The 21,515-nt window shown below is 63.1% G+C and carries 20 protein-coding genes and 1 tRNA gene; 12 read left to right on the top strand and 9 right to left on the bottom strand.

The features are described 5' to 3' along the window. Positions 1-75 precede the first annotated feature (75 nt). The 4 genes from D8Z78_RS15565 to D8Z78_RS15550 form a co-directional block, all read right to left on the bottom strand. On the bottom strand, positions 76-654 hold the full coding sequence (locus D8Z78_RS15565) for a hypothetical protein (RefSeq protein WP_128910799.1): 579 nt from the start codon (positions 652-654) through the stop codon (positions 76-78). Between the two features lie 420 nt (positions 655-1,074). Continuing rightward, positions 1,075-5,790: an Ig-like domain-containing protein gene (locus D8Z78_RS15560; protein WP_121631823.1), complete on the bottom strand. Its 4,716-nt coding sequence runs from the start codon at positions 5,788-5,790 to the stop codon at positions 1,075-1,077. 742 nt (positions 5,791-6,532) lie between these two features. Continuing rightward, positions 6,533-7,894 (bottom strand): calcium-binding protein, encoded by a 1,362-nt coding sequence (locus D8Z78_RS15555; RefSeq protein ID WP_121631822.1) that lies wholly within the window; start codon positions 7,892-7,894, stop codon positions 6,533-6,535. Between the two features lie 64 nt (positions 7,895-7,958). After that, positions 7,959-10,208 carry a calcium-binding protein gene (locus tag D8Z78_RS15550; RefSeq protein ID WP_121631821.1) on the bottom strand — a complete coding sequence of 750 codons (2,250 nt, stop codon included), beginning with the start codon at positions 10,206-10,208 and terminating at the stop codon, positions 7,959-7,961. A gap of 212 nt (positions 10,209-10,420) precedes the next feature. On the opposite strand from D8Z78_RS15550, the gene D8Z78_RS24670 reads away from it, so the two are divergent. Next, complete coding sequence (locus tag D8Z78_RS24670) at positions 10,421-10,594, top strand: hypothetical protein (RefSeq protein WP_206169696.1); 174 nt, start codon at positions 10,421-10,423, stop codon at positions 10,592-10,594. A 51-nt stretch (positions 10,595-10,645) separates the two neighbouring features. Here D8Z78_RS24670 and D8Z78_RS15545 read toward each other — a convergent pair whose 3' ends face one another. Together D8Z78_RS15545 and D8Z78_RS15540 are read right to left on the bottom strand one after the other, a co-directional pair. Continuing rightward, complete coding sequence (locus tag D8Z78_RS15545; RefSeq protein WP_121631819.1) at positions 10,646-11,578, bottom strand: aldo/keto reductase; 933 nt, start codon at positions 11,576-11,578, stop codon at positions 10,646-10,648. 123 nt (positions 11,579-11,701) lie between these two features. Further along, positions 11,702-11,787 (bottom strand) — tRNA-Leu (locus D8Z78_RS15540). Positions 11,788-11,899: 112 nt separating this feature from the next. On the opposite strand from D8Z78_RS15540, the gene D8Z78_RS15535 reads away from it, so the two are divergent. The 7 genes from D8Z78_RS15535 (at position 11,900) to D8Z78_RS24655 (ending at position 15,256) form a co-directional block, all read left to right on the top strand. Next, positions 11,900-12,478, top strand: coding sequence for a YqaA family protein (locus D8Z78_RS15535; RefSeq protein ID WP_121631818.1), 579 nt, complete (start codon positions 11,900-11,902; stop codon positions 12,476-12,478). Beyond that, positions 12,475-12,939 (top strand): disulfide bond formation protein B, encoded by a 465-nt coding sequence (locus D8Z78_RS15530; protein WP_121631817.1) that lies wholly within the window; start codon positions 12,475-12,477, stop codon positions 12,937-12,939. The genes D8Z78_RS15535 and D8Z78_RS15530 overlap by 4 nt, the downstream gene beginning before the upstream one ends. A gap of 86 nt (positions 12,940-13,025) precedes the next feature. Then, entirely contained in the window at positions 13,026-13,169 is a 144-nt protein-coding gene (locus tag D8Z78_RS24665) for a hypothetical protein (RefSeq protein WP_164932983.1), read from the top strand. Between the two features lie 151 nt (positions 13,170-13,320). Then, positions 13,321-14,322, top strand: coding sequence for a type I glyceraldehyde-3-phosphate dehydrogenase (gap, locus tag D8Z78_RS15525; RefSeq protein WP_121631816.1), 1,002 nt, complete (start codon positions 13,321-13,323; stop codon positions 14,320-14,322). Positions 14,323-14,394: 72 nt separating this feature from the next. After that, complete coding sequence (locus tag D8Z78_RS15520) at positions 14,395-14,817, top strand: hypothetical protein (RefSeq protein WP_121631815.1); 423 nt, start codon at positions 14,395-14,397, stop codon at positions 14,815-14,817. A 129-nt stretch (positions 14,818-14,946) separates the two neighbouring features. Further along, positions 14,947-15,102 (top strand): hypothetical protein, encoded by a 156-nt coding sequence (locus D8Z78_RS24660; RefSeq protein WP_164932982.1) that lies wholly within the window; start codon positions 14,947-14,949, stop codon positions 15,100-15,102. Positions 15,103-15,112: 10 nt separating this feature from the next. Continuing rightward, a complete protein-coding gene (locus D8Z78_RS24655) occupies positions 15,113-15,256 on the top strand; it encodes a DUF1127 domain-containing protein (protein WP_164932981.1) in 144 nt (47 codons plus the stop codon). Positions 15,257-15,348: 92 nt separating this feature from the next. Here the strand turns inward: D8Z78_RS24655 and coaD are convergent, their stop codons facing one another. The 3 genes from coaD to D8Z78_RS15505 all read right to left on the bottom strand — a co-directional run bounded on the left by coaD (position 15,349) and on the right by D8Z78_RS15505 (position 17,369). Next, positions 15,349-15,840 (bottom strand): pantetheine-phosphate adenylyltransferase, encoded by a 492-nt coding sequence (gene coaD / locus D8Z78_RS15515; protein ID WP_121631814.1) that lies wholly within the window; start codon positions 15,838-15,840, stop codon positions 15,349-15,351. Between the two features lie 98 nt (positions 15,841-15,938). After that, the gene (locus D8Z78_RS15510) at positions 15,939-16,373 is read right to left on the bottom strand and encodes a CBS domain-containing protein (protein WP_121631813.1); all 435 of its coding nucleotides are present in this window, start codon (positions 16,371-16,373) and stop codon (positions 15,939-15,941) included. Between the two features lie 93 nt (positions 16,374-16,466). Continuing rightward, positions 16,467-17,369, bottom strand: a complete 903-nt coding sequence (locus tag D8Z78_RS15505) for a LysR family transcriptional regulator (RefSeq protein WP_121631812.1) — start codon at positions 17,367-17,369, stop codon at positions 16,467-16,469. Between the two features lie 99 nt (positions 17,370-17,468). On the opposite strand from D8Z78_RS15505, the gene D8Z78_RS15500 reads away from it, so the two are divergent. From D8Z78_RS15500 to D8Z78_RS15485, 4 genes are all read left to right on the top strand, one after another. Further along, positions 17,469-18,968, top strand: coding sequence for a CoA-acylating methylmalonate-semialdehyde dehydrogenase (locus D8Z78_RS15500; protein WP_121631811.1), 1,500 nt, complete (start codon positions 17,469-17,471; stop codon positions 18,966-18,968). Between the two features lie 430 nt (positions 18,969-19,398). Then, positions 19,399-19,878 (top strand): hypothetical protein, encoded by a 480-nt coding sequence (locus D8Z78_RS15495; protein WP_121631810.1) that lies wholly within the window; start codon positions 19,399-19,401, stop codon positions 19,876-19,878. A 117-nt stretch (positions 19,879-19,995) separates the two neighbouring features. Further along, positions 19,996-20,340, top strand: a complete 345-nt coding sequence (locus tag D8Z78_RS15490; protein ID WP_121631809.1) for a hypothetical protein — start codon at positions 19,996-19,998, stop codon at positions 20,338-20,340. A gap of 38 nt (positions 20,341-20,378) precedes the next feature. Continuing rightward, positions 20,379-21,506, top strand: a complete 1,128-nt coding sequence (locus D8Z78_RS15485) for a carboxylate-amine ligase (protein ID WP_121631808.1) — start codon at positions 20,379-20,381, stop codon at positions 21,504-21,506. Positions 21,507-21,515 lie beyond the last annotated feature (9 nt).

Here is a 21,515-nt window from a genome sequence, read left to right as displayed (position 1 = left end):
AGCCGCGCTATGGTTGAACGGTTGCTCAGGGTGAAGAGAAAATTTGCAAAGCGTTGCGCGTGAGTAGTGAAGCGCTTAATCCAGCAAAATGATTTTTCCTGCCTTGTCACCCATTTTGTCGAGTTGTTGGTTCAGTCGAGCCGAGACAAAGTGTTCCGTTTGAGAGACGGCCTCAATGAAGTCGGGAACTTCTGGAAGTGGCATCGCAATTGTAATCATGTGGCGGACGATGATTTGGTCGTCCTTCTCCTTAACTGCAAGCGTCAGCCTCGTGAGATCGTTGTGATCAGAGTGTGCTGCAAACTTATTACGGTAACTCATTAGTTTCTTGTGAATATCTAAGCCATCTTCGGAACCAGCGTAAACCTTCTTGGGGTCCAATTTGGGAATGCCCGCCCCAGCTGAGGCGTAGCAGCGGCAATATGCCATTATGCCAGCGACAAAAAACGCCTCCTGCTGAACAATACACTCAAGATCACCCAGATTCATTTGATCTTTTGACAAACGTTCAAAGTTCAACTTCGCATGCACCAAGTTCGTTAAGATTTGTGTCCATGCTGATAGCCGTTCGTAACCCGGCGGGTTTAGGGTAAAACCATCATTAATGGCGCTAGCCATATGTTTCCCGAATTCTTCTTCGTCAATTGTGCTCACGGTCTTAGCCCCACTCGCTACGGTATCGAAGTATATAAACTTAACCTTGTTGACCGTAGGTTTATCCTCCTTGAAAGCACGTTTTCTCCGCAATGCGCAAGGCGACTACTCTACTGTTTATTCATGAGCAAAAATTCCACTTCTGGGCTGGGCGCGGTCGTTCCCTTAGAAAGGCAAGCTGCTGCGTGCGCTGCGCTGACCTTTCGGTATCCCGCCCCGTCGCCTGACAACCGAAAACGGGGCGCAAGGTTTCCCTTCCGCCCCGTTTCCGTTTTCCGTTCCGTCCGCGCACCCTTTCAAGGGTCTGCATATGGTCTTCCCCAGCCGGTCCCCACCAACAGGCGTCCATATGTCTGCGGTGCCGGAACGGGCTGCGTTCGTTGGCCCCCAGACGGGGACCGGAGCCGTTCCGGCTAGACTTTATTTACCCACCAGCAGCGCGGCCTCGTGCTTTTTCAGCGAGCGACGGGCCGAGCCGTAGGCGTTCAGACCTTCGGCGTGCTCCAGCTCGGGGAACAGTTCGAAAATCTCCTGACGCTGGGCGTTGCCGATGCCGCGCAGGGTGTAGTCGCCGGGCTGGAAGCTTTCGGTCCAGGCACCGTTCGACAGGACAACCTCGTGCTGGTCGAACATGAAGTGGATATAGGCCACCCCGTTTGCCTCGACCTCGTCGACACCGTCCAGACCAGTCAGATGCTTGGCCGCGACCAGAACCTCGCGCTCTTCGAAGTAGAGCGCGGTCTTGTCGTTGGCCACCAGAACGCGGTGGTTCGGCGACACGAGCATGTCATGCTCGGGCAGGTTGTTGCCCAGCGCGCCCTTCTGGATCAGGATCGGCTTCATATGCGGCTTGCGGGCCAGATCGAAGCCGGTCAGGTCCTTGCGGCCGACCCAGCGGATTTCCTGAATGCCGTTGTCGCGGGTGATGACGCGGTCGCCGACCTGAAGGTCTTCGACCAGACGCTCGCCCTGCGGCGTGGCGATCAGGGTGCCGGGCGTGAAGCAGGGCACAATCGTCTCGATGTTGAAGAAGTCCATCGAGCCGATCACGGCGCGATCATCGTTCAGGAACTCGACCGTGCCGTCCAGACCGTTGCCGTCGCTGTCGGTGACAGCGTCGACGATGCGCCAGTCTTCGCCACGCACACCGGCGAGGCTCATGTCCAGCGTATCCTGGTCGTTGCCGGTGGAGCCACCGAACACCGTCTCGCCATCCGCTTCGGCTGCCGAGTTGACCACGATCACGTCGGCATCCGCGCCGCCATCGATGCTGTCCAGACCCATGCCACCGTACAGGGTGTCGTCGCCCTGACCACCGATCAGCGTGTCGTCGCCATTGCCGCCGATCAGGCTGTCTTCGTCGATGCCACCGTCGAGCAGGTCGTTGCCGGACCCGCCCATCAGCGTATCGTCGTCGTCGCCGCCGATCAGCGTGTCATTGCCCAGCGCACCGATCAGCATGTCACGGTCGTTCTCGGTGTTGACGTCGATGTCGTCGGTCAGCTCCAGCGCGGCGATGTTCGAGCCGTCGATATAGTCATCGTCGGCACCGCCATCGATGGTGTCCGAGCCATGCCCGCCCAGCAGCGAGTCGTTGCCCCGGTTGCCGGTGATGAAGTCGTCGTCGATGCCACCGTCAACGGTGTCGTCGCCCTGGCCCGCGTCGATCGTGTCGCGGTCGTCGCCGGTCGAGATCAGGTCATCGCCGTTGTTGCCCTGAATGCTGTCGCGGCCATCGTCCTGGTTCGGGTCAGCGGTGAAGCCGTGCACGCCGTTCAGCAGGTTGCCGACGGAATTGCCCAGTTCAAAGCTGGCGCTGTCGCCTTCGTAGTCGGACATCAGGCCCGGCAGGACACCGGCATCGGGGGTCAGCACCGGGATGGTGTCAAAGCCCGCGATGATCGTGTCATTGCCGTCGCCGCCGAGGATCGTGTCAGCCCCTTGGATGTCGAAGACGGAGTCGTCCCCGCCCCCTAGGCTGACGAAGTCATCGTCGATGCCCGGATCGACCACGTCATCGCCCGCACCGGCGGTGATGATGTCGGCGTCGTCGCCGGTCGAGATCGTGTCGGCGCCAGAGGTGCCGTTGACCACGTCGACATTGTTCAGCGGATCGGCGTCTTCGTCGAAGCCGTTGAACGGGTCCAGAAGCTGGTCCGCCGGATCCACCGGGAAGATATCCGCGTCGATCTCGTCATTCGCATCCGGAGACACGGTGACGACGATCTCGCCGGTATCGAAGCCACCATTCCCGTCCGAAACGGTGTAGGGGATGGTGTCGTCGCCGGTAAAGCCATCGTCAGGCGTATACAGGACAACCGGGGTGCCGGTGGTCGGATCGGTGACGATGGTCGCCGTGCCGTTGGTCGGCGTGCCGACTGCGGTCACCGTCAGGTCATCGCCATCCGGATCGGTGTCGTTCGCCGTCGGATCAATGGTGACCGGCGTGCCGAGATCGGTGGTCGCGGTGTCGTCATTGGCAACCGGGGCGCCATTGTCGCCAACCGTCACCGCGACTGTCGCGGTATCGGTGGCACCGGCCGGGTCGGTCACCGTGTATTCGAAGCTATCCGCTCCGGAGAAGCCAGCGGTCGGCGTATAGGTCACGGTGCCGTCGGCATTGACCACGGCGGTGCCGTTCGTCGGCGCCCCCGAGATCGTCACGGTCAGTGCATCGCCGTCCGGGTCGGTGTCGTTGCTCAGAACGGTGATCGTGGTGGACGCGCCGGGCGTCACGCTGGCGGTATCGTCGGCTGCGACCGGCTCGCCATTGTCGCCGACGACGACCGTCACGGTGGCGGTGTCGGTGTTACCGTCGGGATCGGTCACCACATAGGTGAAGGTATCAGTCCCGGTAAAGCCCGCATCCGGCGTATAGGAGACGGTGTTGTCCGACGTGTTGACCACGGCGGTGCCGTTGGCCGGATCGCTGGCCGAAACCAGCGTCAGCGGCTGCGCATCGGGGTCGGTGTCGTTGCCCAGAACGTAGATGCGGGTCTCGGTCCCGGCGGCGGTGGTTGCGCTGTCGGGGTTGGCCACGGGGGCTGCGTCATCGCCGACGGTCACGGTCACGGTGGCGGTATCTTCGCCGCCCGCCCCATCGGAGATGGTATAGGTGAAGGTGTCGGTGCCAGTGAACCCGGCATCCGGCGTATAGACCACGTCGCCATCCCCGTTGATCACGGCAGAGCCATTGACCGGGTCGGTGACCGAAGTCGGGGTCAGCGTGTCGCCATCTGCATCGGTGTCGTTGCCGGTCACATCGATGGTGACCGGGGTGCCGACCGCGGTGGTGGCCAGATCGTCGACCGCATCCGGGTCGGTATTTCCCAGACCGACCGAAACGGTGATCGTGCCGGTATCCGACCCGCCATTGCCGTCGCTGACGGTGTAGGAAATCGTATCGGTCCCGGTAAAGCCCGCATCCGGCGTATAGGTCACGGTCTGCGCGCCGGTGACCGGGTCGGTGCCCAGCACGGCAGAGCCGTTCAGCGGCGTGCCGATGGCATCGATGGTCAGCGCATCGCCGTCGGGATCGGTATCGTTGACCAGCGGCTCGATGGTGACGGCGGTGCCGATCGGGGTCGAGGCCGCGTCATCCACAGCCACCGGATCGCCGTTCGGATCGGCGGACACGGTGACGGTCACGCTGCCGGTATCCGAGTTCCCTCCGGGATCGGTGATCGTGTAGGTGAAGGTGTCGGTCCCGGTAAAGCCCGCATCCGGCGTATAGGTGACAGTGCCGTCGCCTGCGATGGCGGCGGTGCCGTTCAGCGGCGTGCCGACGGCGGTCACGGTCAGATCGGTCAGCGGCGTGTCGGCATCGGTGTCATTGGCACGCACATCGATGGTCACCGGCGTGGCCACAGCGGTCGAGCCGGTATCGTCGACGGCAACCGGGTCGCTGCCCGGATCAGGATCGGTGCCGACGGTGACAGTAACCGAACCGGTATCCGTGTTCCCCTCGGGATCGGTGACCGTGTAAGTGAACGTATCGGTGCCGCTAAAGCCTGCATCCGGCGTATAGGTGACAGTCCCGTCGGTCGCGATGGCGGCGGTGCCGTTCAGCGGCGTGCCCACGGCGGACACGGTCAGGTCGGTCAGCGGCGTGTCGGGGTCCGTGTCGTTGGCAAGCACATCGATGGTGACGGGCGTCGCCACAAAGGTCGAGCCGGTATCGTCCACGGCAACCGGATCGCCGCCGGGATCGGCGGTGACTTCGACCGTCACGGTGGCCGTGTCGGTGTTCCCGTCCGGATCGGTGATCGTGTAGGTGAAGGTGTCGGTCCCGGTAAAGCCCGCATCCGGCGTATAGGTGACAGAGCCATCGCCCGCGATGGCGGCGGTGCCGTTCAGCGGCGTGCCGACAGCGGTCACGACCAGATCGGTGGTGGCGTTGTCCGGGTCGGTGTCGTTGCCGCGCACGTCGATGGTGACCGCAGTCCCCTCGATGGTGCTACCGGCATCGTCTGCCGCGACCGGATCGGTGGCGTCGGTCACGTCGACCGTCTCGAACTCGATATCCGACAGCAGGACGCGCTGGCTCGACGTATCGCCGTTGGAATAGACGAATTCGATGCGTGCAACCGGGCCGGTGATCTCGACCAGGGCCGAGTTCTCCGCGCTGGTGTAACCGCCATCGCCGGTGCCGCTCAGTTCGTCGCCTACCACGTCGATTTCGCCGCCGGGCGTGATCGTGACCGAGACCGGGTTGCCAGCCGCGTCGAACGCGTTGATCTCGACGATGTCTTCCCAGCCGGAGCCGGCGACGCCTTCGTCTTCTGTCGTGCCGGTGTCGATATCGTTCAGGCGGAACGACACGTTCTGGACCTGATCGGTATACAGCGCGGTGTCCGACGACCGGAAATCAAGGACGGTGGTCGAGGTCAGCGTCTCGCCGCTGCCCGCCACATCCCCAAAGAGCTTCAGGAAGGACGTTGCAGAGAAGGTCTCGCCCGGGGCGACATACCCTTCCGCGTTGAAGGTGAAGGCCTGCGCGCTTTCGGTCGCCGCATCGAACGAGATATCGACGGCAACGCCGCCCGTATCCACCGTTGCGCTCACGCCACCGCCATTGTCGGCCAGCGACGTGCCGTAGGACCCCAGCAAACTCCAATCCAGTACCAGTTCAGCCATCGTTTCGACCCTTCTCAACCTGTTCGAGGCGCAAATGCCCCGGTCCGCCTGTGCGGCGACAATGCCACCGGCACTGCCCGTTTCCTCAAATGCTCGTCAGGCCTGTATGTTCGGTGCGAAAGGATCGCGGTCTGCCTCTGCCCACGTCTTTTGCGTGGACGAAGATGCCCTCGTACGGCACGGCGCGCTTCTCGCGCCTCGCTTCCCTTTCGCATCCGTCCGGATGCCTGACAGTTCAGCGGCCGCCCCCGTGGCCAGCAGTCTTCACCCCCCAGTTGGGCTTGAATTTATTAATACATGAAGCACGGCATCCGGGAAGGAGAATCTGGCGAAAACCGGGCAGCCAGCGCCGGATTCCCGCCAGAAAGACGGCCGATTATGCCTTGTATCCCCGGAACTTAGCCCGAAGGAGTTTCCGATTAAGAAACATTTAACCATGTTCTGATCGGTGAATTACCGGATTTCAGGGATTCCCAAGCGATTCAGCGCAGGGTTTGTCGCCAGAGGCGCAACAAAACAAGGGCTGCCCGAATGTCGCCGCCGAATTCGGGCAGCCCTGTGCCGGTCTTTCGCGCTTTGTTCCGCAGCGTGAACTAATACCCCGCAACCACGAGGATTGATCTACAAGCTCCCGGAAAGCGGTAAAGATATCCCGAATCATTCTAATCAAATGGGGCAGAGCCGCCGCGATCCTGCGCCTTGGCTCTGCCCCACCTTCGCAAGGTTGGGTTTACCTTGTCCCCTACAGGACGAAGTCGCTCTCGCTCAGGGTCATGACCCCGTTCATCAGCACTTCGAAATCCGCGATACCGTCCCCGTCGACATCGGCGCGCACCACGGTGCTGGCGGCGGTGGTGAAATAACGCAGCTCGCCCGCGGTGCCGCTGAACTGCGCCGTCCCGATGAAATCGAACCCCGTATCCTCGGGCGTCAACCCGTCATCGGCGTCGATGGTCGAGACATCGAACAGGTCGATGCCCACCTCAAAATCGCGGATCGTGTCGCGGGTGGCGCCGCCGGGCGCGCTTTCGGCGACGTAGTTGAAATCGAACACGTCGACTTCGCCATCGCCGGGAAAGCCGCCGCCGACATAATCGCCCCCGATCAGGATGTCGCGCCCATCGCCGCCCACCAGCACATCCGCACCGGTGCCGCCGCGCAGCTGGTCGTTCTCGTCCCCGCCCAGCAGGAAATCGTCATCGGCACCGCCCAGCAGCACGTCGCGGCCCTCGTTGCCGGTCAGGGTGTCATTGCCCGCGCCACCATTGAGGTTGTCGTTCCCGGCATTGCCATAGATCGTGTCACGGCCGCCCAGCCCCACCACGGTGTCCGAGCCTGCCCCCATCTGCATGAAATTGTCGCCGGTGGAGCCGGTGAAGCGGTCGTTATACGCGCCGCCCGTCAGGTTCTCGATGCCGCTCAGCGTATCGGTGCCCGCGCCGCCGGTATATTGCGCCGTGCTCAGCAGCAGGTTGACGGTGATCCCGCCGCCAAAGCCCGTATAGACCGCCGTATCGGAGCCTTCGCCGCCTTGGATCAGGTCATCGCCATAGCCGCCGTCCAGCGTGTCGTCGCCCAGTCCCCCGGCCAGCGTATCCGCAGAGAAGCCGCCGATCAGGTGATCGTGCCCGTCGCCCCCCGTCAGGCTGTCGGCACCGCCCGCCCCGTCCAGCCGCACGCCGGTCGTCAGCCCGGAGGCCGAGATCACGTCGCCGAAACCCGTTCCGATGAAGGCTTCGAAATTCGAGAAGGTGTCGGTGTCGAGCCCGACCGTCGCCTGCCCCGTCAGCACATCCAGAGCCAGCGCGTTCCCGGCGCTGGCATAGGTAAGCGTATCGAAGAAATCCTGATCGCCGCCATCCAGCAGATCGCTGCCCGCGCCGCCATCGACGGTGTCATCCCAGCCCCCGGCATAGATCGTGTCCTCCCCGGCCTCGCCGTAGAGTTCGTCCATGCCTTCGCCGCTGGCGGGCAGGTCGCCGTAGATCAGGTCGCTGCCACCTGCGCCGAACAGCGTGTCATTGCCTTCGTCACCGGTGATGGTGTCTGCGTCGGGTGTCCCGGCATAGGTGTCGTTGCCGGTGGTACCTGTAAAGATCGCCATGTCGTGCCCCCAAGAACCCTGTCTTGGCGACACAATCACCTTTGGCGTGTTTTGGCAAATCCCGTCACAGCACGAAATCGCCCGCGTCCAGCGCCAGAACGCCGTTCATCAGGATCTCGAAATCGGCATTCCCGTCGCCATCCACATCCGCCCGCACGACGGTGCTGAGCGCGGTGTTGAAAAAGCGCAGCTCGCCCACCGTCCCGGTGAAGGCCGATGTGCCGATGAAGGTAAAGGCATCGTCGACCCCGGCGGTGGACTGGTCGGCATCAATGCCCGACAGGTCGATCACGTCGATATTCACCTCGAAATCACGGATCGTGTCGCGGGTGCTGCCGCCCACGGCGGACTCGGCGATGTCGTGATAGAAGAAGGTGTCGGTCTGGTTGTCGCCCACGGCGACCCCGCCGATGAACTCGCCCCCGATCAGGATGTCGCGCCCCAGACCGCCGCTCATCCAGTCCTGCCCGGCATCGCCGCGCAGCTGGTCATTGCCGTCGCCGCCTTCGAGCGTGTCATTGTCGAGACCGCCCAACAGCACGTCCCGGCCATCTCCGCCATTGAGGCTGTCCTGCCCGGCGCCGCCGATCAGGTTGTCATTGTCGAACCAGCCATTCAGCGTATCATCACCGCCCAGCCCGATCATCGTGTCATTGCCGTTCTGCCCCCAGAGCTGGTTGTCGCCCGTGGTGCCGGTCAGATGGTCGTTGTAGCTGGCTCCGTACAGGTTCTCGATGCTGATCAGCGTGTCGGTGCCGCCTGCGCCGGTATATTGCGCCCCGGCCACCAGCAGGCTGACCGTGATGCCGCCCCCGAAGCCGAGGTAGTAGGCCCAGTCGGTGCCGCTGCCACCATCCAGCAGGTCGTCGCCATAACCACCGACCAGCACGTCATCTCCCAGCCCGCCTTCGATCGTGTCGGCGGAAAAGCCGCCATCGAGATAGTCGTTATGGTCGCTGCCGACCAGCGAATCCGCGCCACCCTCGGCGAGGACGATGACCGCCTCGGTCGCTCCGCTGGCCGTGATCACGTCACCAAAGGCGCCGCCATGAAACTGTTCGATCCCGTCGAAGGTCTGGGTGTAGCCCGCCCCGGTCATCGTACCCGCCGCAACATCCAGCGTAATGGCCGCACCGAAGTTGCTGTACATCAGCCGGTCATACCCAAGCCCGCCATGGATCGTGTCGTTGCCATGGGTGCCCCAGACCCGGTCATCGCCGTCGAACAGGTCGAACAGGTCGTCCATCTGCGATCCCGTGACCTGATCCACCCCGTCGCCCAAAAGGAAATGCACGTGGTCGCCCTGCCCGCCCCAATCGAAGAACTGCCACCGGTCCAGATCCGCCCCGCCGCCCGTGCCGGTGATCAGGATCACCTCGGTCGATCCCTCGTCATCGTTGCCGCGCACCTCGGTCAACGGGTCGAAGATCAAGCCGTTCGTGAACTGGCCGATGTCGAATTCGGCCGTGACATCGACGAAGGGGCCGACCTCTTCGAAATACAGACCTTCGATTTCGGTCAGGGTCGTGGCGGTCAGATCGAAGGACGCGCCATCCGTGCCATCCGCAAAAACGATGCTGTCATCACCCGCGCCGCCGTCAAAGATCATCTGCGAGACGTCGAAATCCGCATCCTCCAGCAGGAAGGTGTCATTGTCGGCAAAGCCCTCGAGCGTCTGCACCAGCCCGTCCGCATGCGCCACCAGCACGTCATCGCCATTGCCGCCATGGATCGTGTCGCCGCCATCGGTGCTGCCATGCAGCGTGTCGTTACCGTCATGGCCGTTGATGCTGCCGGCGCCGGTCTCTTGCCAGATCTCGTCATCGAGGATGGTGCCGGTGATGGTATCGGCGCCCGCCCCACCCATGACCGTCACCGGTCCATCGGTGTAGCCGAACAGGTTCACGCTGTCGTCCCCGGCGCCGAAGAGGAAAACCTCGACCGTGCTGACCGTCAGCGAGGTGCCGTTCGGCGTGGTTAACAGATTACCCAGCCCCGTCCACGTGGCGGTCGCGGCGCTCAGGTCGAGCGTGTCGGTCTCGGTGCCGCCATTGATCTCGTTGGCCGCACCGTCCGCGCTTTGGAGGATCAGGTCGTTGCCCGCGCCACCATTGATCGTGTCGGCGCCCAGCCCGCCGCGCACCGTATCGTCCCCGGCGCCGCCTCGGACGAGGTCGTCCTGATTGCCCCCGGCCACCATGTCATTGCCGTCATCGCCGAACAGGGTGTCGTTGCCGTCATCGCCGGTGATGGTGTCGTCCAGCACCGTTCCGTCGAGACTGTCATCGCCTGTGGTTCCGGGAATTACCGCCATGTCCTGTCCTTCCAAATTGGCCAATAGCGCCGGGGCGGCGCTGCAAATTCGTCTCAGGGGAGCCCGGTTTGCCGACAGGATCAATCCTGTCCAAGGATTTTCCGGAGATTTCACCCCTTTAAAGACTTCGTTAATAATCTGGAATCTACCATACGGCGAGAAAACTTCGAAATCGACCTTGCAGATGGGGACTGCCAAGAATGCTCAGCTTCATGCTCATGACCCTGAGTCTATCCGCCTACGGGGCGTTTGGCCTGACCGCGATGATGACCGTGGCGCATGTCCCGAGCTTCACGCGCAGCGAGCAACTGATTGCCGCGCTCATGATGACCCTGCTGCTGGGCATGGCAACGGCGCTGTCGGGCCTCAGCGACCTCGCCGCCTAGGGCGCGCGTCGCGCGCCGGGGCATTGCGGACGGGACCCGCCCGCATTGCCGTCAGGCCTCTTCGATACGGTCCGTGGCGGGGGGCGGTGCCATCATCAGGCCCGCCAGCCGCGCATAGAGATCGGCCCCCATCTCGAATCGCATCCCGTCCAGCGATGGCGCCAATTGCGCAGCCGAGCGCGCCGACAGGATCGGCACCGGCTGCGCGTCATGCGCCGCCACCCAGGCCACGGCCAGGGTCGCCGGATCGACGCCGACCTCGCGCGCGATGTCGACCAGCCCCCGTGCCGCGTCATGCATGGGCGCCTGCCCGTACCGCGCGGCATAGCGTTGATCCTCGGTCAGGCGGCCACTTCCCCCGGCCGCGTACTTGCCCGTCAGCAGGCCGCCGCCCAAGGGGGAATAGCAGACCGGGGTGATCGCTTCGGACTTGCACATCGGCAGCAGTTCGACCTCGGCCTGACGCTTGACGAGGTTGTACATCGGCTGGATCGCGTCGATCCGCGTGCCGAAGCGGGCCGCGATGCATGCGGCCTTCATGACCTGCCAAGCGGCGTAGTTCGATACGCCGATATGGCGAATGACACCGTCCGACTGCAAGCGCGCCAGCGTTTCGACCGTGATCTCTAGCGGCGTGTCGTCATCGAACCGGTGCATGTAGAGAAGGTCGATGACATCCATCTTCAGCCGCGCGCGGCTTTCATCGACCTGCCCACGGATATTGGCCTCGGAGGCACCGCCCGTGTACCCCACCTTGGTCGCGACAAAGACCTCGTCGCGCTCGGCGGCGCACAGCGCCCCGAGGATGCGTTCGGAGTCGCCGCCGGTATAGGTCCAAGCGGTGTCGAAGTGCCGCAAGCCCGCCGCGCGGCAGGCATCGTACATCGCGGCGCTGGCCGCCCGGTCGGCACCGCCGCCGAATTGCATCGCGCCAAAGGCAAAGGGCGCGGGGTCATGCCCCGCAAGCGTGGTCATCCGTGTCATGCCGCCACACTGGCACGGCGCCGTTCGTTGGGAAAGCCCGCATCGACGGGGATGTGCATCGCTCGGCCCGGTCCGAATGGCTTCGCGTGCGGGCACCGATCGCCGACATGTCTGGGAAAGCCTTGGTACCCGAGGTCGGACTCGAACCGACATGACCTTGCGGCCGGGGGATTTTGAATCCCCTGCGTCTACCATTCCGCCACTCGGGCTTCCTGCCGACTCTCTAGCGTCCGGAAAAGCCCGCGTAAAGAGGCTTTCCTTGCCTTGACCCCACAGCCCCCGCATGCTCTGACGCCAGCGTCGAAACCGGGGAACTTGCCGATGCTGCGTCGCCTCTATGACTGGACCATGGCCCAGGCCGAAACCCGGAATGCGCTGTGGGTGCTGGCCTTCGTGTCGTTCATCGAAAGCTCGGTCTTTCCGATCCCGCCGGATGTGCTGATGATCCCGATGGTGCTGGCGAATCCGCGCCGGGCTTGGCTGATCGCGTTGGTGGCCACCGTGTCGTCGGTGCTGGGCGGGCTTCTGGGATATGCCATAGGCGCCTTCTTCTACGACAGCCTCGGACAGCCGATCCTTGAGGCGATGGGCAAGGGCGACGCCATGGCCGCCTTCAACGAGAAGTTCAACGGCGTGGGGTTCTGGGCGGTGCTGGTCGCGGGGCTGACCCCCTTTCCCTACAAGGTCATCACGATCATGTCGGGCTGGACTGGCATGCCGATCGCGACCTTCGTCATCACCTCGATCATCGCCCGCGCCGGACGGTTCTTCATCGTCGCCGGGCTGCTGCGCCTGTTCGGCGCACCAATTCGTGACTTCATCGAGCGCTACCTTGGGCTTGTCTTCGCCGCGTTCATCGTGCTCCTGTTGGGCGGTTTCTACCTGCTGAAGTTCCTATGACCCTGACAAGACGACTATATATCGCGCTGGCTGCGGCTGGCTCTGCCGCGCTCCTGCTAGGGGCGCTCGGCTTTCAGTTCATCGGCGACATGCCCCCCTGCAAGATGTGCTATTGGCAGCGCTACGGCCATGTCGCCTCGATGGTGGCGGGGGCCGTCGGCCTGCTGATCCCGATCCGGCTGATCATTGGGCTGGGGGGGCTTGGCGCGCTGTCCTCCATGATCGTCGCGATCTACCACAGCGGGGTCGAGCGGGGCGTTTTCGAGGGCCCGGATACCTGCACGTCCAATCCGATCGGGAACCTGTCGGTCGACGACCTGATCGCCCAGATCGAAGCCGCGCCGCTGGTGCGCTGCGACGAAATCCCGTGGGAGCTGTTCGGCCTGTCGATGGCCAATTACAACGTCTTTGCCTCGGCGCTGCTGGTGATCCTCTGGATCCTCGCCCTGCGGACGCGCTGACGCGCGGCCCTGAAAACGTCACGCGAGGGCCGTGACAGCGCCCTGCCCCTCTGTCATCAAGGGTGCGGACCTTTCCGGAGCACGTCATGACCAATTCGCTGGCCGTTGTTCTTGGGGCGCTGATCCTGTTGGGGATCGGCGTGGACATCGTGATGTTCGGCTCCGATCATATGATCTATCTCGGCAAGAAGATGTTCTGGCTGCTCGACTGGATCGCCTTCTGGCGTTGACCCCTATCGGAAACCGCGTGCCCGCCCACCGTCACATTTGAGGCGCTGAAAGGAACGGCTGCCCTTCCGTCGGGTTGACTTTTCATCACACTGGTGATTGTTAGCGTTAACAAATCAGACAGGGCAATGCCGCCACGAAAGGGGAAGCGCCATGAGTGTCAAAGTCGCCATCAACGGGTTCGGTCGCATCGGTCGCAACGTGCTGCGCGCCATCATCGAATCCGGTCGCACCGATATCGAGGTGATCGCCATCAACGATCTCGGCCCGGTCGAGACCAACGCCCACCTGCTGCAATATGACAGCGTGCATGGCCGCTTTCCGGTCGAGGTCACCGCAGGTGACGACTGGATCGACGTGGGCCGCGGCCCGATCAAGGTGACCGCCATCCGCAACCCCGCCGACCTGCCCTGGGGCGATGTCGACGTCATCATGGAATGCACCGGCATCTTCACCTCCAAGGAAAAGTGCCAGCCGCACCTATCGACCGGCGCCAAGCGCGTGCTGATCTCGGCGCCCGGCACCGATGCGGACAAGACCATAGTCTACGGCGTGAACCATGACGTGCTGACCAAGGACGACGTGATCGTATCGAACGCCTCCTGCACCACCAACTGCCTGTCGCCGGTGGTGAAGGTGCTCAACGATGAGATCGGGATCGTCAAGGGCTTCATGACCACGATCCACAGCTATACCGGCGACCAGCCGACGCTGGACACCATGCACAAGGATCTCTACCGCGCCCGCGCTGCGGCGCTGAGCATGATCCCGACCTCGACCGGCGCGGCCAAGGCCGTGGGTCTGGTGCTGCCGGAACTCAACGGCAAGCTCGACGGCGTCGCGATCCGCGTGCCCACGCCGAACGTGTCGGTCGTCGACCTGACCTTCGAGGCCGCGCGCGACACCACGGTGGACGAGGTCAACGCCGCCATCCGCGCCGCCGCCGATGGCCCGCTCAAGGGCGTCCTCGGCTATACCGACAAGAAGCTGGTCAGCGTCGATTTCAACCACGACTCGCATTCCTCGATCTTCCATTGCGACCAGACCAAGGTGATGGAGGGCACGATGGTGCGCATCCTGACGTGGTATGACAACGAATGGGGCTTCTCCAACCGGATGAGCGACACCGCCGTGGCGATGGGAAAGCTTCTGTAAACCATCCTGCCTTAGGGTCTGACGCAGCCCGGTCGATACGGCCGGGCTGTTTGCCTTTGCAGGAGACCCTTGATGAAACGACTGTTCTGCGCCTGTGCGGTGCTGGCCCTGCCCGCCTGCGATCCGATCGTCACCCGGGGCGTGGCCGTGCCGGTGGATTACCACCGTGACACGGTGCTGTATCAGGCCAGTTGCTTGGTCGAGCCGGATATCCATGTGCTGAACAGTCCCGTCCGCATCGGCACGCCCGACCAACGCTGCCGCGATCAGGCGGCCAAGACCTGCGGGTCGGATTATCACATCGTCCACCGCACCTATGGCGAGGCGCATTGGCGCCTGCTCAATGCCAGCGACATCGCCCGCCAGTTGGAACCGCGCCAGATGCGGGCGCAGGACCTGACCATCGACTTCGTCTGCGTCGGATCAAAGCCGCAGGACTATGCCATCCACATCCCCAGCCCGGCGGATGGCGGGGATTTCACGATCAAACCCTGAACAGTGGGTAAACAAAGCCATGCAGTTCCTGCATGGTCGCAAGACCTTCCCGACAATTGTTCTGCACCGCAGCATGCCCCATGTTGGCGGCAACGGAAACGAACAGACCCACCGGAAAGGACCGCGACCATGTTCACATCGCTTCGTTCGCGTCTTGAAAAACGCGCCCGCTACAACCGCACCCTTGCAGAACTGCGCGCCATGCCGCGCGACGTTGCTGCCGATCTCGACTTTGCTCCGGCCGACTTCCCGCGCATCGCGCGCACGGCTGTCTATGGCGCATAAAGGCGGCATCATGTTCGACAATTTGCGCACCCGCCTTGCAAGGCATCAGCAATATCGCCGCACCTTGCGCGAGTTGCAGGATCTGAGCTTTGATCTCGGGCTTGTGCCCGATGACCTGCCCCGGATCGCCCACGAAACGGTGTACGGTCGCTGACAGCCGCCACCGGACCAAGGGCGCGCTTTCCCGGCGCGCCCTTGTCTTATGCCTGACCGCGTCCAAGCCGCGGCTGGGCCGCGCGCCCCGGATCAGCCGAAGCGTTCGACCAGCGCCTTGTGCACCGGCGGCGTCACGAATTTGCTCACATCGCCGCCCAGCCGGGCGATTTCCTTGACCAGCTTGGACGCGATGGCCTGATGCTGGGCCTCGGCCATCAGGAACACCGTCTCGACCGACTTGTCGAGCGCGCGGTTCATGCCAACCATCTGGAATTCATACTCGAAATCCGCCACGGCCCGCAGCCCGCGCACGATCACCTGCGCGCCGACATCGCGGGCGCAATCGATCAGCAGATTCTCGAACGGGTGTGCGATGATCTCGGTGCCGGTTTCCTCGGACAGCTTGCAGCACTCCGCCTCGATCATGGCGACACGCTCTTCGAGTGAAAACAGAGGCCCCTTGTCCCGATTGATCGCCACGCCGATCACCAGCCGGTCGACCAGCATGGCCCCCCGGCGGATGATGTCGATATGGCCCAAGGTGATGGGATCGAAGGTGCCGGGATACAGGCCGATGCGCATGGGGGGTCCCCCTCTTGGTCGTTATTTCCCGGCACGCAACATTATTGCGCGGAAATTTGCAAGCGCAGAATCTTGGCCACCAGAACCGCGCTACGCGGTCAATGCCCCATGATCATGCCTTCGAGCGCGTTCTTTTCCATGGCCAGTTCGCTGAGCCGCGCCTTGACCACGTCGCCGATGGTAACGAGGCCGACCATGTTGCCGTCTTCGACAACCGGCATGTGGCGAAACCGCCCTTCGGTCATCTTGGCAAGCACGTCGTCGGCACGGTCCGACAGCGTACAGGTGATCAGGTCGGACGTCATGTAATCGTCCACCATCGCCTCCAGACAGGCGCCACCGCGTTTCGCAAGCTCGCGCACGATGTCGCGCTCCGACAGGATCCCCTCGGCCTTGACCCCGTCAGACGAGATCACCACCGTCCCGATCCGCTTTTCCGCGAGGATCTTGGCCGCATCTGCCACCGTGGTGCCGGGTTTGACCGTGTAGACCCCGTCGGTTCCCTTGCTTCTGAGAATCTGCTGGACTTGCATGTCGGGCCTCCTTGTAGCGCCTGTGTTCTTCCAGCTTCGACCCGTGCGCGACAATCTGTCAAGTGAAACAAAGGGATGAACGGCGGGAAACGATCACCCCCCGGCAAGCCCCTCCAGCCGCGCCAATTCGCTGCGCATGCCATGGGTGAGCGCCTCGGCAAAGCGGTTCATGCGTTCGAGACGGCGATCATCCGCGTGCCGCACGAGGTAGAAGGACCGGATCAGGCTGACCTCGTGGGTCAGGACCAGTTTCAGTCCCGGTGCGGCGGGCAGCGCGAAATCATGAACGATGCCCAGTCCGGCCCCTTGCCTAAGCCAGTGGAATTGCACCGAGACCGAGTTGGAGGCCAGCGGCACCCGCGCCACGCCCAGATCCGACAGATAATCCAGTTCCTTGTCGAAAATCATGTCGGGGATGTACCCCACCAGTCGGTGATGGCGCAGGTCTTCTCGGCTGCGGATGGGGGCACTTGACGCAAGATAATCGGCACTTGCCGCAAGATGCAGCCGATAATCGGTGATTTTCTGCACCAAAAGCCGCCCCGCCGTAGGCGGGCTGACGGCGATGGCCATGTCCGCCTCGCGCCGGGACAGGTTCACCACGCGCGGCAAGGCGACGATCTGCACCTCCAGATCCGGGTTGGCCTCGCTGATGCGCGCGCAGACCTGTGGCAGCAGGAAATTCGCGCAGCCGTCCGGCGCCCCGATGCGGATCTGCCCCGACAACCCTTCGGACCGCCCGCGCACCGCCTCGGACGCAAGCGAAAACGCTTGCTCTGCCGCTTCGGCATGCGCGATGAGCCGCGTGCCTGCCTCGGTCAGGGCATAGCCCTGCGCCGATTTCGCAAACAAGGGCGCGCCCATGGATTGCTCCAACCGCGCCACGCGCCGCCCGACGGTGGCCGGGTCCATCCGCAGGACGCGCCCCGCCGCCGACAGGCTTTCGCCCCGCGCCACGGCAAGGAAAATCCGCAAATCATCCCAGCTTTCGGCCATACCATCCCCGCAAAATTGCAAAACCCCTTTGCTACATTTCCCCTGTGCGGCGCATTTTTGCAAGAGTACGCTCCGCGCAATCACAAAAGGAGGAGTCGCATGTCCGAACTCACGCACTGGATCAACGGCCAACACGTCAAGGGCACGTCGGGTCGTTTCACCGATGTCTTCAACCCCGCCACCGGCGAAGTGCAGGCCAAAGTGCCGCTGGCCACGGTCGAGGAGTTGAACGCTGCCGTAGCCTCCGCCGCCGAGGCGCAGATCGCATGGGCCAACACCAACCCGCAGCGCCGCGCCCGGGTGATGATGAAGTTCGGTGCGCTCATCAACGAGCACATGGACGAACTGGCCGAGCTGGTCAGCCGCGAGCATGGCAAGACCCTACCCGACGGTCGCGGCGACGTGCAGCGCGGGCTCGAAGTCGTCGAGGTCTGCATGGGCGCGCCCGCGATGCTCAAGGGTGAGTTCACCGATGATGGCGGCCCGGGCATCGACCTCTATTCCATGCGCCAGCCGCTGGGTGTGGTTGCGGGCATCACGCCCTTCAACTTCCCCGCGATGATCCCGCTGTGGAAGATGGCCCCGGCCCTGTCCTGCGGCAACGCGATGATCCTGAAACCCTCCGAGCGCTGCCCCTCGACCTCGCTGCGTCTGGCGGAATTGCTGAAAGAAGCCGGTCTGCCCGATGGCGTGCTGCAGGTCGTCAACGGCGACAAGGAAGTGGTCGACGCGATTCTGGACAACGAAACCGTGCAGGCCGTGGGCTTTGTCGGCTCGACCCCGATCGCACAGTATATCTATGGCCGTGCCGCGACCAACGGCAAGCGGGCGCAGTGTTTCGGTGGCGCCAAGAACCACATGATCATCATGCCCGATGCCGATCTGGACAAGGCCGCCGATGCGCTGGTCGGTGCCGGTTTCGGCGCGGCGGGCGAACGCTGCATGGCGATTTCGGTGGCCGTGCCCGTGGGCAAGGAAACCGCCGACGGTCTGATCGAGCGGCTGCTGCCCAAGGTCGAAAAGCTGAAGGTCGGCCCCTATACCGGTGGCGACGACGTGGATTACGGCCCCGTTATCACCGCCCAGTCCAAGCAGCGTATCGAAGGCCTGATCGCCTCTGGCGTGGAACAGGGCGCCGATCTGCTGGTCGACGGGCGCGGGTTCGAACTGCAAGGCTACGAGAACGGCTTTTTCGTCGGCCCGTCGCTGTTCGACAACGTGACCCCGGACATGGAGATCTACAAGGAAGAGATCTTTGGCCCGGTGCTGAGCCAAGTCCGCGCCGACAGCTACGAGGACGCGCTGAAGCTGGTGATCGACAACCCCTATGGCAACGGCACGGCGATCTTCACCGCCGATGGCGACACCGCGCGCGATTTTGCGCATCGGGTGAATGTCGGCATGGTCGGCATCAACTTCCCCATTCCGGTGCCGCTGTCCTACCACACCTTCGGCGGCTGGAAGAAATCGGCCTTTGGCGACCTGAACCAGTACGGTCCCGATGCCTTCCGCTTCTACACCAAGACCAAGACCGTCACGGCACGCTGGTTCTCGGGGATCAAGGACGGCGGCGAGTTCAATTTCAAGCCGATGGATTGAAGGCCACCCGCCCCACCAAGACCTCTTGCGACGCCCGGTCCCCGACCGGGCGTCTTGCCGTTTAGCCCGATGAAAAGACGCATTCCAGAGGCACTATTCCCCTGACGGGGCCAAAACCCGAATCAATTCTAACGTGCGCGGGGAATTTTGCGCGCCGAAGATGCGGCGCATCTGACGTGAATTAGCATCTAAAAATCAATTGGATACCGCCTAGATTGCACCGACGGGAAATCGCTCCCTCGCGCCTTCGCCTCGAATGCTGCGGAGCGGCTAACGTTAAAGTAGTTTTTTGCGTTTTTTCTGCCCAAGATGAAAATTTTTGTCCGAACACGCTCCGTTTCCGGCGCATTTTTGCTTCTCAGACACGGTGCGGCGTCTAACATTACGTTACGGAACAACGTGGCCGGCAACGGTCCGGAGGAGGAAAGACATGAGCTTCGATCTGACGGTCCTTCCTGACCGAAACCTAGCTTATTTCCGCATCCGGGGCGATACGGCGATTGCCGAGGGGGCGCAGGCCTTTCGCGACTACGTCGATCACCCGCTGTTCGACCCGAATTACACGATGCTGACCTCGGCCTCGGAAGTCGGCGACATCTCGGCCAGCTTCACCGGGATCGTCATGGCCGTCGAACGCCTGCTGCCCGTCTTCGGCAGTTTCCACGCCCCGGCCCACAGCATCATCCATGCCCCCGGCGACGTCGCCTTTGGACTGGCGCGGATGATCCAGCAGTTGACCGAACCGCTCAGCGGCATCCGCTACACCATCACCCGCAATGAATCCGAAGCCCTGCAACTGGCCGGGCAGCGAGAACGGACCATGTTGCAGTTGAACCAGCATCTCGCGGCGGCGGCGGGCCTGCCAGCAACACCGGCGTCGGGGATGAAGGTACAGTCGCGCATCCGGTAACATTTGACCTGCCGACGGATACGCGACACAGTCGATGCAGTCCAAGGTGGCGATATGGCGTACCAGTCACGAATCTGGCCGGATCATCGGCTTCATGTCCTGTCATTTTCAGGGCGGTTGAATGCGGCCATCATCAACGAGGGCACCGCCGCTTATTTCGCCTCGAGCCGGTTTTCCCCCGATCAGAACCAGATCATCGACCTTACCGCGGTCGATGACTACGATCTGGGCTTCAGCAGCCTGATGAGCGTGATCCGCTTCAAGGTGCCCTACATGGCGAAACTGGACCGCACGGTGCGCTACGTCCTGCTCAGCCCCACGGAAACCGATTTCGGAATGGCGCGTATGTACCAGCAGATGACAGACAGCCATTATGCCTTCGGCATCCTGACGGCGCGGTCATGGCCAGAGGCGATGCGGCTCGTCGGGATCGACGCCGACTCGCCCGACGCCCTGTCGTGACCGCGAGGACCGGCGAGACGAGACGGAGGAACCCGGCCATGCGCGAACCAGACTTCACCATCGGAATCGAAGAGGAATACCTGCTGGTCGACCGGGACACCTGCGCCCTTGTCGAAGCCCCCGAAGGCCTGATGGAGGCCTGCGCCGCCGAGCTTGAAGGTCAGGTCAGCCCGGAATTCCTGCAATGCCAGATCGAGATCGGCACCAAGCCCTGCAAAACGGTCGGCGAAGCACGCGAGGATTTGCGCCGCCTGCGCGCCACCGTGTCCAGTCAGGCGGCGCGATACAACCTGTCGCCCATCGCCGCCTCGTGCCACCCTCAGGCCGACTGGAAGCAGCAGCACCACACCGACAAGCAACGCTACAACGAATTGAAAAGCGATCTGGGCGGTGTCGTCCGGCGGATGCTGATCTGCGGCATGCATGTGCATGTGGGTCTGGACGACGACCCGTTGCGCGCCGACCTGATGCGACAGGCGAGCTATTTCCTGCCGCATCTGCTGGCGCTGTCCACCTCCTCGCCCTTTTGGCAGGGCGAGGATACGGGACTCGCCAGTTACCGTATCTCGGTCTTCGACAACCTGCCGCGGACCGGCCTGCCGCCGCAATTCGACAACTGGCAGGACTACGAACGCTCCGTCCAGATCCTGATCGATGTCGGCGTGATCGAGGATTCCTCGCGCATATGGTGGGACCTCCGCCCCTCGGCGCGGTTTCCGACGCTGGAAAGCCGGATCATGGATGTGCAGCCGCGCATGGAAGACGCGCTGACATTGGCCGCGCTGACGCAGGCCCTGATGCGGATGCTGTGGCGTTTGCGGGTCAGGAACCAGCGCTGGAGGATCTATGATCGGTTTCTGATCGGCGAGAACCGCTGGCGCGCGCAACGCTATGGCGTGACCGAAGGGCTGATCGATTTCGGTCGCGCCGAGATCGTGCCCTTCGTCGAGCTGATCGACGAGTTGATCGAGTTGATCGAAGAGGATGCAGGCATCCTGCACGGCCTGCGCGAGGTCGAGAATGCACGCGACATCGTGGCCAACGGGACGTCCTCCACGCGGCAGCGCGCGGTTCTGGACGAGGCGCGTCAGGCGGGCGCGGATCACGATGGCCAGATGCGGGCGGTCGTGCAGCACCTGATCGAGGAATTCCACGCAGATCTGTAGCGGATCAGG

This window comes from Tropicibacter alexandrii, assembly GCF_003667315.2.
Classification (GTDB): domain Bacteria; phylum Pseudomonadota; class Alphaproteobacteria; order Rhodobacterales; family Rhodobacteraceae; genus Tropicibacter; species Tropicibacter alexandrii.
This window is presented reverse-complemented; position numbering and strand designations above follow the sequence as displayed.